Origin of the sequence: uncultured Mucilaginibacter sp., from assembly GCF_903913935.1 — a bacterium.
In the GTDB taxonomy this organism is placed as follows: Bacteria; Bacteroidota; Bacteroidia; order Sphingobacteriales; family Sphingobacteriaceae; genus Mucilaginibacter.
This window is the reverse complement of record NZ_CAIWNH010000014.1, coordinates 1-16587: the sequence shown is the minus strand read 5'-3', so window position 1 is coordinate 16587 and position 16587 is coordinate 1. Positions and strand designations below refer to the sequence as shown.

Below are 16587 nucleotides of genomic sequence, written 5' to 3'. Positions count from 1 at the left end.
ATTAATTCTTCCTTAGCACTGTATTTGTGTTAGTTAAGTCAAATTGATAAATTATAGTTTTCGATTTGAAGGCAGGTAGCGTATACCTGGATCCCCTCCTGCATCTCTGAAAACACAGTTATAACCTAACGATACATGATTGTGAAAAAACTTTTACTATTCTTATCCGTTGCATTTGGGTTTTTATTACTTGGCAACAAGGCGTGTGCGCAAAGTATTACATATCCTGCAACCAATACCTACACATACGGGCAGTCCGTTACCTTAACACCTACTATTGCTGGTGGCGCGGCCTCCAATGGAGTGGTATCAACCGGCACTTTACCCGCAGGTTTAACACTAGCCGCAAACGGTACCATTACAGGAAATCCAACGGCTATTGTTACAGCCACGCTTACGGTAAGGGTGAGAATTGCAGGCACCAATCATACCAGTAATAGTTTTACCATTACCGTTAATCCTGCCCCGTTAACAATTACAGCCAGTACGAACAATAAACCATACGGAACGATTTTAACAAATGGCAATATCACCAGCGGGTTTACCGTTTCGGGTATCCAATTTGGCGAAACCGTTGGCCGCGTTGCCGCAGTTTATGGCACCGGGTCGGCTTCAACAGCTGCTATTGGTACTTATACCAATCAGGTCACCATTTCTGGTGCAGGCGGCGGAACATTTAATACTGCAGATTACACTATCTCCTATGCACCCGGCAATATCGTGGTAGGGCTGGGGGCCTTAAACATTACCGCGACGGGTGTTTCAAAGGTTTATGGTACTGCAATAACCGGGGGAACAGGCTCCAGCGCTTTTACGACAACAGGTCTTGCCACCGGTGAGACAGTTGGAAGCGTGACCATAGCTTATGGCACCGGTTCGGCTACGACCGATGCAGTAGGGGCATATGCCAACCAGATAACCGCTTCGGCAGCAACCGGGGGGACCTTTAATCCGGCAAATTATACTATTAGTTATACAAAGGGGACGATCACGGTAACCGGGGCGCCCTTAACATTAACGGCAACCGGTCCCACCAAAATTTATGGGACAGCATTAACAACGGGGACCAGCACTACCAATTTCACGGCCACTGCCGGGGTGTTGGGTCAAACAGTCACCAGCGTAACCCTAACGCCCAACGCCGCGGGATTATCAGCAACTACTGCTGCCGGAGCAGCCTATACTGTTACTCCATCCGCACCAACGGGCACCGGCGGCTTTTTGGCAAGCAACTATTCTTTAACCATTGTTGCTTATAACGGTACGGTGGCGCAGGCCCCACTAACCCTTACGGCAACCGGGCCTTTAAAACCTTACGGCACCACAATAACGGCAGGAACCAGCACCACAAATTTTACCGCCATAGGGGCAATTCCTGGCCAAACGGTGACCAGTGTAACCCTCACACCTGATGCCAATGGCGCTTCACCAACCACAGCTATTGGGTCACCTTATGTAATTACTCCTTCGGCGCCAACGGGTACGGGGGGCTTTTTAGCGAGCAATTACAGTATTACAATTGTGCCTTATAATGGCACAGTTACCATCGGTAATTTAACGATTACGGCAACAGGCGTTTCAAAGCCATATGGTAATACACTGACCGGCGGAACAGGATACATTACTTTTACAACTAGCGGTCTTGCAACAGGTGAAACAGTTGGAAGCGTAACCGTTGCTTATGGCACAGGTTCGGCGGCGACAGACGCGGTAGGTGCATACGCCAACCAGGTAGCCATTTCGGCAGTCACCGGCGGAACATTTAATCCGGCGAACTATAATATTTCTTATGTCGCAGGAACAATCACTGTAACCAAACTGGTTATAACCATCTCTGCAACCGGTCCGGCAAAAACTTATGGAACGGCATTCACCAATGCAACTTATACAACTAATTTTAGTGTCACGTCGGGAACGCTTGCACCCGGCGACGCCATTACCAGCGTGTTCTTAACCTTCAACGCAGCCGGACAATCGGCAACCACTGCCGCGGGCGCCACTTATACCGTTACACCATCGGCGCAGGTGGGCCTTTCAGCTGCCAATTACACCATAAGCTACGGCGTATTTACCGGCACAGTAGCACAGGCGCCGCTAACCGTTACGGCCAGTACGAACAATAAAACTTATGGAACCACTTTAACCAACGGAAACATCATTACCGGGTTTACTTATTCCGGTCAGAAAAACGGGAACACAGTTACCGGTGTAACAGCTGCTTATGGCACTGGTTCAGCGGCAAGCGCGGCTGTGGCTACTTATTCGGGGCAGATAACTATTTCCGCGTCAACAGGCGGTGGTGGCTTTTTAGCGAGTAATTACACAATAACGTATTTGCCAGGTGATATTGTTGTTGGACAAGCCACCCTGACCATTACCGCTAACAATGTAACAAAAACTTTTGGTGCTACTTTAATTGGCGGCACAGGTTCCACCGCTTTTACTGCCACAGGGCTCGCACCGGGCGAAACGGTAGGCAGCGTAACCATTACCTATGGAAGAGGCGCAGCTGCGGGCGATCCGGTTGCAACATACACCAACTCGGTTATACCATCTTCCGCAACGGGGGGCACGTTTAACCCTGCTAACTATAATACTGTTTATGTTGACGGGAACATCACTATTAACCCGCTGCCGCCGGTGTTGAGCTATACCAACCCCGCGCCATATACAGTGGGTACAGCCATACCATCACTGGGACCGCCAACAAATACGGGCGGGGCAGTAGCGGCACCAGGCACCTACGCCGGCACAACCATCCTGACGAGCACAAATGGCCTTAATAACCCTAATGGTATGGCTGTGGATGCAAGCGGAAATCAATATGTAGCTAATTTCTCGGCCAACTCGATTGTCGAATACAGCACGACAGGAACGGTTACTACCTATGCAATGGGATCAGGCACCGGCCCGATCGGTATTGTGTTTGATTCTTCGGGTAATGCTTATGTACTGGATCAGACATCAAAGCAAGTGGTGAAATTTACGGGCGGCAACCTTTCCGGCACGGGGTACCGCGCTCACAGGACTTGGCCTTAGTACTACAGCTACGGGCATAGCAATCGATGCTTCAAACAATCTTTATATAGCAGATAGCGGCAATAACAATATTAAAAAATATTCAGCCGGTACAGTTACCACGATAGCTGCTGCAAATGTTGTGGTTTTTGGAATTACAGTCACGTATGGCCATATTTCCGGGGGCATTGCAGTTGATGCATCGGGTAATATCTATGTTGCCGACAACCAATTTGGAAACATTGGACTGGGCGGCGGCACGCCCGGCGTAGATGTATACAATTCTGCAGGCTTATTTACAGCCCAACATCAATTTGGAACGGCTATTTCGGCGGTATACATCGACAGTTCAGGGAATATATACGTGACCGACACTGGTGCCAAAAGCATGACCGAATACAGCCCGGGCTTTGCGTCGACGATTATAACCGAATCGGCCTCCGGCAGCCCCCGCGGCGTTGTCAGCGATAGCAAGGGTGACTTTTTCATTTCCGACTATTCAGCCAATACAGTTACCGAATACGCCCCAACGGGCGGCTATGTTTTGAGTGGCAGCCTGCCGCCGGGCCTTAGTTTTAACACGACAACGGGCGTATTTAGCGGCACGCCACAAACGGTATTCGGACCGACTACCTTAACGGTTACCGGCTATAATGCAGGTGGCAGCGGGTTTACAACAGTAACCATTTCGTGCGGCACAAATCCGCCGGTAATCAGCTATACACCATCGGTTAACATTTACGCTGTAGGTGCTTTAATTACGCCGTTGGCTCCTTCGGTGTCCGGCGGCCCTATCGCTCCGGCCGGTTACAATGCCGGTACATCATTTGCAACAGGGCTAACTCAGCCCTGGGGATTAACAATCGACGCCAGCGGCAATATTTGGGTAGCTCAAAATGGCACAAACAGGGTTACTAAATATACCTCGGCGGGCGTTGCTACCAATCATACCGTTGCAGCAACCGGCAACACCGGTATAGCGGTTGATGCGGCGGGAAATTACTATGTATCAAATACAAACGGCAACGTATATAAATACAACGCCGCAGGAACTTTACAAAGTACAAATACCACAGCAGCCACCAATAATATTTTGAATCCAGGTTCATTAGATGGCATTGCGATTGACGCATCGGGCAATCTTTTCTTCACCGATGTTAATGAAGGAATTGTTTGGAAATACACGGCCAGCACCGGTGTAACGTCGCAACTAATTACTACCCCTTCGCCAGTAGGCGTTACGGTTGATGCCAGCGGGAATATTTATGTGGTCGATCAGGGAGCCTCGAAGGCAATTAAGGAATACAACTCGTCAGGAGTTTATCAATCAACCATTGTTTCGGGGCTGAATATCCCATACAGTATTTACAGGGACGCTAATGGCGATTTTTATGTCGGCGATTCGGGCACAAACACCATAAAAGAATATAATGCCCTGGGCACGCTGATTGGCTCGACCGCAGCTACCAACCCCCGTGGTATTACTATGGACGCATCGGGCAATCTTTTTGCCAGCAATTACACAGCAGGAACGATTACCAAATATCCATCATATTATTATGTATTAAGTGGTGGCACCCTGCCAACAAACTTATCTTTTAATACAACTACCGGAACTTTTTCAGGTACCCCTACTGTGACATTTCCGACCACTACATTTACGGTAACAGCTTATGGCAGCGACGGAGGCCCAGCGACAACAACTGTTACCATCACCTGTGCCGTACCGCCGACGCTTACATATTCTCCAACATCGCAGGTTGATACTGTAGGTGTATCCAGTCCGTCAATGTCGCCACTTGTAACAGCAGGCGGGCCTGTCACCGGCTATACTGTTTCCGGATTGCCGTCTGGGTTAACAATCAATCCCATCACAGGTATTATTTCGGGCACACCCACCGTTACTTCTCCATTAACAACTTATACCGTTACTGCTACTAACTCCAATGGGCTTAACGGCACAGCACCTGTAACCATTACCGTGGTCAACCCCCGGGCCCCTGTGATTATTTACAATACACCTGATATATACACTACAGGAATAGCGATCGCGCCACTATCACCAACCAATACCGGGGGCATTGTAGTGACGTATTCAGCACCAACATTACCTCCAGGCCTCGTGATCGATCCTGTAACCGGAATCATATCGGGTACGCCTACAGCGATCAGCCCGGCAACAAATTACCTGGTTACCGCTACCAACGCAGGAGGCACAGGTACTTTCACCATCAACATCACCTGTAATCCACCTGCACCATCCATCACTTACCCTAGCCCCGACGTTTATAACGTAGGAACAGCCATCGCGCCATTAACGCCAACCAATACCGGCGGGCCTATCCTTGGCTTTACGGTAAGCCCGGCGTTACCGGCAGGCTTGAGTATTGATCCGGTAACAGGGATCATCACCGGGACACCTACTACCATCACCGCTATTTATGGCTATGTAGTTACCGCCACCAATGCCGGTGGAACCAGCTCATTTACAATCAGCATTACTATTGTTTCTTCGGCGCCGGTATTTACTTACACTACGCCGGATAATTACCCCGTGGGTTCTGCTATTCCGCCACTTGTGCCAATGAATACAGGTGGTACGCCGGTAAGCTATTCAATTAGCCCGGGCTTGCCGTCAGGCTTAAATTTTGATACTACAACCGGTATAATAACCGGTACGCCTACTGCGGTAAGTGCAGCGGCAAATTACCTTGTTACGGCAACCAACGCTGGTGGCACAGGCACATTTACCATAAATATCGGCTGCTATCTTTCGGGGCCGGTTATTGCTTATACTACGCCGGATATTTTCCCGGTGGGAGTGGTTATTGCACCGTTGAGCCCAACCAATACAGGAAGTGCGCCTACCGGTTACTCCATTAGCCCGGGGTTGCCTGCGGGATTGAGTTTTGATACGACTACTGGTATCATCACGGGGACACCAACCATTGCAAGTCCTCCAACAACTTATACAGTTACCGCTACCAACGGCACAGGTAGCGGGAATGCGACCCTTATTATTTCGTGTACAGGCTATGTTGATTGGCTTGGCGGCACCAGCACCGATTGGAACGACCCCACTAACTGGGCCACCAATGCTGTTCCAACTTCGTCGGATATAGCGGGCATAGGGGTGAATAGTGCTTTTACCAATTTTCCTAATGTGCTGGCAGGTGCGGGCACTATAAATGTCGGCGCTGTGGTTATCGGTACAAACGGAGGTCAGGCCGGTGGTTTTGTGGTGAATAACGGCAGTACTTTAAATGTTACAGGAGGTATTACTTATCAAAGTGACGCAAATTCTGCTTTGGGATACACAGCCATTATTTCAGGAGCAGGCTCGGTTGCAGCAGGTGGCATAAATATAAATGCAAATACAACACTTGGCGCATCTTATACCGAAACATTGGCATCATCAGTAAATAGCATGGCTTTGTCAAGTAATGTCGCGTTCACATCTTCAGATGCGGGTGGCAATAGCTTTAATTCAACCTTTAATATTACCGGCGGAACGGTGTCTGTTGCAGGCAATATTCAAACGACCAATACCGCGGCAGGTACTTCAACGTTGGCGGTTATCCCAGGTACAACGGCAACTTTACAGCTTGCAAATGCGGCGCCGTTATCAGGGTTATCGGCAACTGGAACTAATGTGCTCACGTTTAATAATGCAGGCGCAACTATTGAATATTCGGGCGCGGCACAAACCTATTATACCGATGCGGCAATCACCGGCTTAGCTTCAGGCGTAACTTATGCCAATGTTAAATTCTCGGGCACGAGCGTAAAAACACCAACCGGCACAGGTGCCAATAATTTGAAAATATCAGGCGATCTGACCAATGCGATTACTTTAAATGACGCCGGCGACTACATCGACCTAAGCGTTCCAACGGTAATATTTAACGGCACCACTCAGAATATTTACGCAGGCAATGGTAAGGGTACCAAATTTTATAATGTAACGTTCAGCGGTGCAGGTACTACTACTATTCAAAGCGGTAGCGCAAGTGTTGCCTCGTCAGGCTTACTGGTGATGAGCGGCGCCGGTGCAGTACTGGCCGCAAACGGCTTACTTACATTAACCTCAGACATCAATGGTTCAGCTACTATAGCGCCAATACCTGCGGGCTGCAGTATCACAGGCAATGTAAATGTGCAAAGGTTTATTACCGGCGGCAGTATCGCATATAGGGGGTATCGTTTGGTATCCTCGCCGGTTTATGCTGGCACAGTTGGCAGCAATAATGTTTACAGCCTTAATTACCTGATGAACAGCGTTTATTTGAAAGGTACTAACGGAGTTGCGGGTGGTTTTGACGCCTCCGGCAACCCTAATCTCTTCCTGTTCCGCGAAAACCTGGCGCCTTCCAACTCGTCATTTACCAGCGGCAATTTCAGGGGAGTAAGTGACCTGTCAGCCGGGCCAAATTATTCCATCGATAACGATGGCAGCGGGTTTAATATCCCGGTTGGCAACGGGTACATGTTCTTTTTCAGGGGCGACAGGAGTGTAGCGCCATTGGCATCGGAAACCTCCACCTCATTCGTCCCAACAAATACGATATTAACCGCCACCGGTGTACTTAACCAGGGCCAGATCACGGTAAGTGATTGGTATACGCCGGGTTCAACCAATTTAGGCTTTACTACTACCCCGGGCAACGGGCCGGTACAGGGCTTCAACCTGGTGGGTAACCCTTATGCAAGCTCGATTGACTGGGATCAGTTTAATACTGCTTCATCAACTACGGGGATCTATGGTGGGCCTGGTGGGCCGGGCGTGGCAACAAATCCATTCCTGTATATCATTGACCCGGTAAGCAAGAACTATAACATCTACCAATCTGGATTTGGCGGGGTAGGCACCATTGCTTCATCTGCGTCGAATATCATCCCGAGCGGGCAGGGCTTTTTTGTAGTTGCGCCGACCGCCACTGCACAGCTGGTATTCAATGAGTCGGCAAAAGTGAATACCCAGGCGAATGCTTCAAACGGCAATTTATTCCTTGGGCCACCACCGGTAGCCAATGTGATCCAGTACATGCATTTAAAACTGTTCCAGGACTCAACCAATGCGGATGGGATGCTGATCAGCTTTAACGGCAGCGCCAGGCCTCAATACAACATCAACGAAGACGCGATTTATAAACCGGGTAACGGCAATGTGAGCCTGGCCAGTATCTCTGCAGATAACATCGCACTGGCGATAAATACCATGCCTTTGCCTGGCCCGAAACCGATGGCCATCCCGCTAACCGTAAACGCCAATACCGATGGTAATTTCACCTTCAAACTTGAAGCGGTAAAAAGCGTACCGGCGCTATATGATTTCTGGCTGAAAGACGCATTTGCCAAAGACTCGCTGGATATCAGGCATAATCCAAGCTATGCCTTTACACTGGTACACAGCGATACCAATACTTTCGGCGCACACCGGTTTAGTTTGATCATCAGGCAAAATCCTGCCTTAATGGTGCATTTGCTGAACTTTGGCGCCACCAAAGTGGCCAACGGCGACGAAGTACTGTGGACCACCGAAAACGAACAAAACTATACCAACTTTGCCGTTGAACGAAGCACCGACGGCGGTTCTACCTTTAATGTTTTGGGCGGCGTACCCGCAAGCGGCATTGGAAGTTATAGTTTACTGGATAAAACCCCAGTATTGGGGGCTAATGCCTACCGTTTGAAAATGACCGACCTGAATGGCACCGTCACCTATTCAAACGTGGTAACCATTATGTATGCCAATACCGGCAACCAGATAGCAACCAACGGGTTTATATTATATCCAAACCCGACGTCGGGACCGATGAATCTGAAAATGAATCAAATAAATGCAGGCCAGGCTTATACGATACAGATCATCAACAACCTTGGCGCGGTAATTAAAACGGTAACATCCAACCAGCCAAACTGGCAAACAGATGTAAGCAGCTTAGTGCCGGGCACCTATTTTGTAGAAGTAAAAAATAACAGCACTAAAGCCCTGGTTGGAAAGAGCGGATTTGTGAAGCTTTAGGTTAGAGCTGAAAGCGGAAAGCAAAAAGACCAAAGCTGAAAAGCTCGGGTCTTTTTATTTTTTATCGCTTTTTGCTTTCAGCTTTACGCTTTCAGCTCTGCTTCAACCTCATATTCTCCGCGTCCCAGTGGATCACTTTATTTTGGAAATAGCTGTCGTTGCAGGCTAAAGCAGGCGCTGCTGCCCTAAACCCGAAAACGGCATCTTCAACTATTGGTTTGCCAAGGCGGATGCCGTCAAAGAAACTGTTGAAGTGGTCAATATTGGCGTCATAGCCAGCGGGTGTATGGTAGGTTGTCCCCGGTATATTAGGCGTTTGCTGATCGGCAGCAGAATATTTTTTATTGTAGTCGTCCATCAGCGCTTTTTGCATAGCGGTGGTATAAGTACCAAACGAATCCCAGCCATCGATCCCCGGGGCCACCGGCATTTTATTTTTACGAATGGTAAAGCCGCCGCCTTCATCTGACAGGTCGAGTACTCCTTCGGATCCGATTATTTTGGTTGACGAATGGTCACCCTCGCCGCTAATGAAGTTAACCCGCAAAATAGCCTGGAAGGCCGGATGCTCTTTGGTGTGGGGATACTCAATCACCGCGCTCATAACGTCGGGTACATTTCTGCCATCTTTCCAGTAATAGGTGCCACCAATAGAAAAAATCTTATCCGGTCCTTTCGAATCGGTGATAAAGTGGATACCCGATAACAGGTGAACAAAGAGGTCGCCGGCAACACCGGTGCCATATTGGCGGTAATTGCGCCACCTGAAAAAGCGGTTACTATCGTACGGTAGCTTTTTCTGGTCCTTTGCGGTATACCGGTTCCAGTCGACTGTTTGGGTCGAGGCATCAAGCGGGATGGTATATTGCCATGCACCCAAGGCGCTTTGGCGGTTAAAGGAGGCTTCGATAGAATTGATCTGCCCGATAGCGCCAGACTGGTACAGTTCCTTCGCTTTTTTGAACACCAGGCTGCTCACACGCTGACTGCCTACCTGGAAAACGGCTTTGGTTTCCTGTTGCGTTTTGATCTCGTCCAAACCCTCGCTGATGTAATGCACCATAGGTTTTTCGCTGTAAACTGCTTTGCCCTTACGCATGGCCGCTTTGGCTATGGTACTATGCCAGTTGTCGCTGGTGGCGATGATCACAGCGTCGACATCCTTTCGGTCGAGAATCTCATGGTAATTTTTTGTGGTGAAGATATGTGCACCGAAAACCTCTTTGGCATGTTCCAGCCGGCCGGTGTACAGGTCGCAGCAACCTACCAGTTCAACGCCGGGGCAGGCCAGGGCTGTACGGGTATCGTTATAGCCCATAATGCCCATCCCGATGGTGGCAATGCGCACTTTATCATTCGGGCTGTATCTTTTTTCGGCCTGCAAAATTCTGTATTCGTGTTCTTCCATAGCAGCGAAGCCTGAAAGTGTTGCCGAGGTAAGCACCACGGTGCTCCCGAGCTGTTTTAAAAATTTTCTGCGATCAGATGACATGGTTTTCGTGATTTTTTAATTGGTGGGTGTAAGTTAGTAGGAAAGTCGGAAAAGTCCGAAAGTCCGAAAGAAAAAGTATGAAAGTTGGAATAAGTTGATTAGGTTTCCAGTCATAGCGATGGGTTTCAAATCCATCGCTATGTATAAACCCAATCAACTATTTCCCTCCTTCAACTCTATCTACCATAAATTTCAACTCGTCTTTATCCGGAAGGGTTTGTTTGCCGCTGGTGGCGTCGAATATCATGGCTTGCTGCATGGCGTTGTCATATTTCGGCCAATCGGGCAAGCCTTGCCCGTTGGGGTTGCCTGTGGTTATAAAATTGACCCAGTAGGCCGACATTAGCGTAGCTAAAGGCTGGTCAGCAGGCTCCCATGGGCGGTTAAGAAATTTTAAGTCATCCATTACATAGGCTACCTCTCCGGTATGAAATGCACCGTATTTGACAAAGTCGGGCGTTGCCGGCAACTTGCGGTTAAAGTTGTACGCATAAATGGGCGCTTTGCCCTGGGCACTTTGCAAACTGATCCATTTATAACCCGACGCCGCAAAAATCTGGTCGCGGCTTATTTTTACCTGTGAGCGGGTCGCCTCAGCATCAGTATTACCCGGGAAAAATTTCAGGAAATTATCCGCATCCGCGCCATATTGTTTCCTGATCTCCGCAACATAGTCATCTTTGTTTTTAAAACCCATTACAAAACTTTCGTCCGCATTCCACCCGGTAATTATGGGTACATTATTTTGTTTGCCTTCGGCGAAGATCTGCGAAACGGGTTTGGGTAATACGTACCCATCAACGATCGGCGAAAAGCGGCCCGGGATCTTCATTAAGTCTTCCGCCGGAATTTTCCGCAAAGCTGCAATGCTTTGGGCATGGGCCAATGCAGCAAGTTTTAATCCTTCCTTTTCAGCCCCTTCCAGGTTATTGGAGGGCAATGTGGGATTAGCGATCATAAACGACCCGCTCTCGGCAATGGCCCTGTTGAACAGGCCATGCACCACGGGCGATGCCACCAGGGCATTTACGCTCATGGATCCGGCTGACTGCCCATCAATCGTTACATTGTCCGGGTCGCCGCCAAAGGCTGCAATGTTCTTTTTGATCCATTTAAGCGCTGCCACCTGGTCCATCAAACCATAATTTCCTGATGCGTGGTTGGGCGATTCTTTGGTAAGATCAGGATGCGCCAGGAATCCAAAAATACCAACCCGGTAATTGGCCGATACAAAGATGACCCCTTTTTTTGCCATCGCTTCGCCATCGTAAATAGGTACTCCCGTGCCGCCGCTGCTAAATCCGCCACCGTAGATCCATAAAAATACGGGGCGTTTCTCACCTCTGTGCGCTTTGGTCCAAACATTAAGGTACAGGCAATCTTCGCTGATCGGGGTTTCAGGGATCAAGAATTCCGGTGTATAAACCATAAATGGAACAGGTTTCCCCTGCATCGGGCTTGGCCCGAATGCATCACATTGTTTTACGCCTTGCCAGGGAATCACAGTTTGAGGAGCCTTCCAGCGCAAATCGCCCACCGGGGGAGCAGCAAAGGGGATGCCTTTAAAAGCCGTGACATCGCCATCGGTACTTTTAATGCCACTGATGCTACCGCCTTCAATGTGGATTGTATCATCATTTTTACTAATGATTTCGGCGCTTTTAAAGGAATAAAACAGAAGCGTAATGCCTGCCAAAACGGGGCAAATGACCATAATGAATCGTTTTTTCATGAAAATTGGTTTATAATGTGTCGGGATGACGCAATATAATAATTATCCGGTGATGATTTTATGTCGAAACACTTTTTAATATTATTTAAAAAGTATAATTTGCAGGCTGTAAGCCCTGTAATGTAAACCCTTTTTTAAAAACCTGTAGAATGAAAAAAGTATTTCTTTTGTCCATCTGTTGTTTCATGGCATCCGTTTCTTTCGCCCAAAACAACAAAGGCACGCTGGCTATTATTCCCGAACCTGTAAGCGTAGTAACAAGGGACGGCGAGTATACACTGCCCAAACATATTTTGATTGAAGCCGGATCGCAGGCGGAGGAAAAATTGGTGACCACCTTTTTGCGGAATAAGCTGACTACCGCAACCGGCTTCGCAGTTACCGTAAGAAATGCGTTTTCGGCCCCGGCGACTATTAAATTACAGTTAAATACCAATAACGATGCGGTGCTTGGTAAAGAAGGTTACCAGCTTTGGGTTGGCAAAAAAGGGATTGTGATCAAAGCCAATACTGCTGCCGGTTTATTTTACGGTGCGCAAACACTGGTTCAATTGTTCCCGAAAGAGATTGAGAGCCTTGATGCTGTCCCCAATATTACCTGGAGCGCTCCTTTGGTAGATATAAAGGATTACCCGCGTTTTGGCTGGAGGGGATTGATGCTGGATGTTTCACGTCATTTTTTCACCAAAGAAGAAGTGGAGCAGTATATCGACCAGATGGCCCGATATAAATTTAACCTGTTGCATATGCACCTTACTGATGACGAGGGATGGCGCGTTGAAATAAAAAGCCTGCCGCGCTTAACTACCGTTGGTGCATATAATGTAAAAAAGATTGGTCATTTTGGTGATTTTTCTCAACCCAAACCTGATGAGCCGCGCACTTACGGTGGATTTTATACCCAGGAGGATATTAAAGAACTGGTACAATATGCCAAAGACCGTTTTATGAATATTATGCCCGAAATTGATGTACCGGGACACAGCATGGCGGCAGTGGTTTCGTATCCTGAACTATCCTGCACACCGGGTGCTGATAAATTTGTGGTACGCTCAGGCGAGGACCAGCAAACGGATAATACATTAAACCCATCCAGCGAAAAAACTTATGCCTTTTTAGATAAGGTGGTTACAGAAGTGGCGAAATTGTTCCCATTTGGTTATATGCACATGGGGGGCGATGAGTGTAACAAGGAATTCTGGCAAAAAAGCGATTCGGTTACCGCTTTAATGAAGCGCGAAAACCTGAAAACCTATGAAGAGGTGCAAAGCTATTTTGAAAAACGTTTGGAAAAAATAGTGGAGTCAAAAGGTAAAAAATTTATGGGCTGGGACGAGATCATTGAAGGCGGTTTAGGCCCCAATGCAGCCGTGATGAGCTGGCGTGGCATACAGGGCGGTATTACCGCAGCAAAACTTGGTCACGAAGTGGTGATGAGCCCGACGACTTTTGCGTACCTTGACTATATGCAAAGCGACCGCGTAATGGAGCCGCATGTTTATGCCACTTTGCGTTTAAACAAGACCTACGAATTTGAACCCGTACCTGATAGCGTTGACGCCAAATTGATCCTGGGCGGACAAGCCAACCTGTGGACAGAGCAGGTATTCAACTTCAGGCAGGTGGATTATATGACCTGGCCGCGCGGTTTTGCGATAGCTGAATCAGTATGGTCGCCAAAGGAAAAGAAAAACTGGAACAATTTTTACCCAAGGGTAGAGAAGCATTTTGGCAGGCTTGACGAAGCGGAAGTAAAATATGCACCAAGCGTATACGACCCAAGCTTTGAGCCAAGGCTTACCCCTGATAATAAAATGATTGTGGAGCTGATCAATGAGCTGCCAGGCCTGGATATTTATTACAGCTTTGATAACTCGTACCCCGACAGGTTTTATCCTAAATATACTGCACCGTTATTGGTGCCCGGGGATGCCACCCAGTTAAAGGTGATCACTTACCGGGGCAACAAACCCGTTGGCCGCATGGTAACAATGCCGATTGCTGAGTTGGAAACCAGGGTGCAAAGAAGCCAGAAGCATTAAGATAAAAAGAAGTTATGATCGCAAGTCACCCAGATCGGTATCAGGATGACTTGCGATTTAACACTGTTGTCACTTCAATGACATTATATACAACGTGTCATTGCCACTCTGCCCAAAGCGGATCACGACGTGTTGCAAAGTGAAACAAAAGGGACAAAAAACTGGCCAATTTTACTGAAAAAGAAGGTGTTTTTTACCTGCCTTTCGTTGCAGGACGTTGTATCGGATACTTCTTTTTGTTGATCTGGAGGGTTTTTGCCCGGGAAACATTGTGCTTTTTGCCTGTAGCAGCGGCAATTGATTGCTGCGGTGGGGAATCATCCCGGTACGCAATGGGAATCCATTCAGGTTTTAGCATAGAATTGTCGGATAAATTGTAGTGAATTTCTGTTGGTTGCCTCAATTTAGCTGAATCAAATATAGCTAAAAGATAGGCGTTTGGGCAAGCATTCTTAGTTGTTTACAGATATCCCTGCCGTTCAGTAGGAACGGTACTACTTATTTTGCTAAATTATACTTCACCCAAAAGTCTTCTGATTTACCCGTTTCGCCGGTGCAGTGGCCAGCGGGCTGCAACTCCGGGTAGTACTTCCAAAATGGTTGTTTAATTGCCGATGAACACATTTTTCCATATTTTATTGTAGTTTTTGAGTAAATTTGCAGTTATATATGTCAACCGAAGTACAGGAAGAAACATTTACCCTGGAGGAATTGCTGGTAAGCCTGAAGGAGCTTCACCGCCTCATTTTATGGAACGATGATGTTAACACGTTCGATCATGTGATCTTTTGCATGATGAAATACCTCGATTACTCAGAAAACCAATCCGAAAAGATAGCCTGGAAGGTACACAATGAAGGCAAGTGCGCCGTACTGGAAGGTTCATATACCGAGGTGGAAGTATACCGCAAAATTTTGCAACAAGAGGGATTGACCGTGAGTGTTGAGTAAGGTGTTAAGTCGTAAGTACTGAGTCTTTAGTCTAAAGCCTAATAATCATGTGGCGATGCCTATTTAGTTACCACAAGTATTTTACCCCCAATAAAAAAGCGCCCTTAAAACATTAAAGGCGCTTTCCTGAAAATAAAATCTATTTTTTATTCTTTTGATAGTCGGACTCAAGACTTTAGACCCGAGACTACCGACTTAAACCGTATAATTCCACCCGTGAGTATCGGCAACAACGCCATACTTTATAGCATCCAGTTCTTTTAAAACCTTCTGCGAAAACGCTCTTTCCTTAGGATCGATAAGGAAATACTCTTCGCCGTTATAGCTGATGGAACCAACCGGCGCGATAGTAGCTGCAGTACCGGCGCCGAAAGCGTCAGTCAGTTTGCCTGTTTTAGCGCCTTCAATAATTTCTGCAACAGATATGCGGCGCTCCTCAACCGGCATACCCCATTCGCGGGCAAGGGTTAAAACGGTGTCACGTGTAACGCCATCTAAAATGGTATCGCGGGTTGATGGGGTGATCAGCACGCCATCCAGCACAAACATTACGTTGGCTGCTCCCATTTCTTCAACATACTCGTGGTTTTTGGCATCTGTCCAGATGACCTGGTCAAACCCTTCTTCTGCTGCGCGTTTTCCTGCAAGCATAGCTCCACCATAGTTGCCCGATGATTTGGCATAACCCATACCGCCTTCAGCCGCCCGGGTAAAAAATGTTTCCACTTTTACGCGTAAAGTTTTTGAAAAATACGGGCCAACTGGACCCAGTAAAACCATAAATTTATAAGTGCTTGAAGGATTTACACCTAAAAACGGATCAGTAGCAAACATAAATGGCCGGATATACATGGAGTGGTTAGCCCTTTGAGGAACCCAATCGCGGTCAATATCCACCACCGCGGCAATACTTTGTATAAAAATCTCTTCCGGCAATTGCGGCATGCACAAACGCTCAGCTGATTTATTAAAACGGATGGCATTTTTATCGGGGCGAAAAACAGATACCTGCCCGTCAGCATGTTTGTAGGCTTTTATCCCTTCAAAAAATGATTGACCGTAGTGTAAAGCGGCAATAGCAGGGCTAAAAGAGACCTCGCCATAAGGGACTATCTGAAAATTCTTCCATTCTCCATTTTCGTAATCGGCCACAAACATGTGGTCAGAAAATGTTTTACCAAATTGTAAATTGTTAAAATCCGTTTCGTTTAAACGGGAGTGGTTTGTTCTGGTGATCTTGATGTCCAACGTCTCAGTCATGGCCTTTGATTGTTAAAATTCGAAAAATTGCAATGTAGGGAATTTTTTTAGTTCATGGTTCATAGTT

8 protein-coding genes are annotated in these 16587 nt (G+C 47.5%); 4 read left to right on the top strand and 4 right to left on the bottom strand.

Annotation, left to right across the window (positions count from 1 at the left end):
* Window positions 1-141 precede the first annotated feature (141 nt).
* Both QZY09_RS00435 and QZY09_RS00430 read left to right on the top strand, forming a co-directional pair.
* Entirely contained in the window at window positions 142-3039 is a 2898-nt protein-coding gene (locus tag QZY09_RS00435; RefSeq protein WP_295666652.1) for an MBG domain-containing protein, read from the top strand.
* A gap of 121 nt (window positions 3040-3160) precedes the next feature.
* The gene (locus QZY09_RS00430) at window positions 3161-9043 is read left to right on the top strand and encodes a putative Ig domain-containing protein (RefSeq protein WP_295666648.1); all 5883 of its coding nucleotides are present in this window, start codon (window positions 3161-3163) and stop codon (window positions 9041-9043) included.
* Window positions 9044-9134: 91 nt separating this feature from the next.
* Here QZY09_RS00430 and QZY09_RS00425 read toward each other — a convergent pair whose 3' ends face one another.
* Window positions 9135-10535, bottom strand: a complete 1401-nt coding sequence (locus QZY09_RS00425; protein WP_295666646.1) for a Gfo/Idh/MocA family oxidoreductase — start codon at window positions 10533-10535, stop codon at window positions 9135-9137.
* 157 nt (window positions 10536-10692) lie between these two features.
* A complete protein-coding gene (locus tag QZY09_RS00420; RefSeq protein WP_295666643.1) occupies window positions 10693-12267 on the bottom strand; it encodes a carboxylesterase family protein in 1575 nt (524 codons plus the stop codon).
* A gap of 149 nt (window positions 12268-12416) precedes the next feature.
* Here QZY09_RS00420 and QZY09_RS00415 point away from each other — a divergent pair, with 149 nt between their 5' ends.
* On the top strand, window positions 12417-14309 hold the full coding sequence (locus QZY09_RS00415; RefSeq protein ID WP_295666640.1) for a family 20 glycosylhydrolase: 1893 nt from the start codon (window positions 12417-12419) through the stop codon (window positions 14307-14309).
* Between the two features lie 193 nt (window positions 14310-14502).
* Here the strand turns inward: QZY09_RS00415 and QZY09_RS00410 are convergent, their stop codons facing one another.
* Window positions 14503-14667 (bottom strand): hypothetical protein, encoded by a 165-nt coding sequence (locus QZY09_RS00410; protein ID WP_295666637.1) that lies wholly within the window; start codon window positions 14665-14667, stop codon window positions 14503-14505.
* A gap of 311 nt (window positions 14668-14978) precedes the next feature.
* Here QZY09_RS00410 and QZY09_RS00405 point away from each other — a divergent pair, with 311 nt between their 5' ends.
* On the top strand, window positions 14979-15260 hold the full coding sequence (locus QZY09_RS00405; protein WP_295666634.1) for an ATP-dependent Clp protease adaptor ClpS: 282 nt from the start codon (window positions 14979-14981) through the stop codon (window positions 15258-15260).
* A 195-nt stretch (window positions 15261-15455) separates the two neighbouring features.
* Here QZY09_RS00405 and QZY09_RS00400 read toward each other — a convergent pair whose 3' ends face one another.
* Window positions 15456-16520, bottom strand: coding sequence for a branched-chain amino acid aminotransferase (locus QZY09_RS00400; RefSeq protein ID WP_295666630.1), 1065 nt, complete (start codon window positions 16518-16520; stop codon window positions 15456-15458).
* Window positions 16521-16587 lie beyond the last annotated feature (67 nt).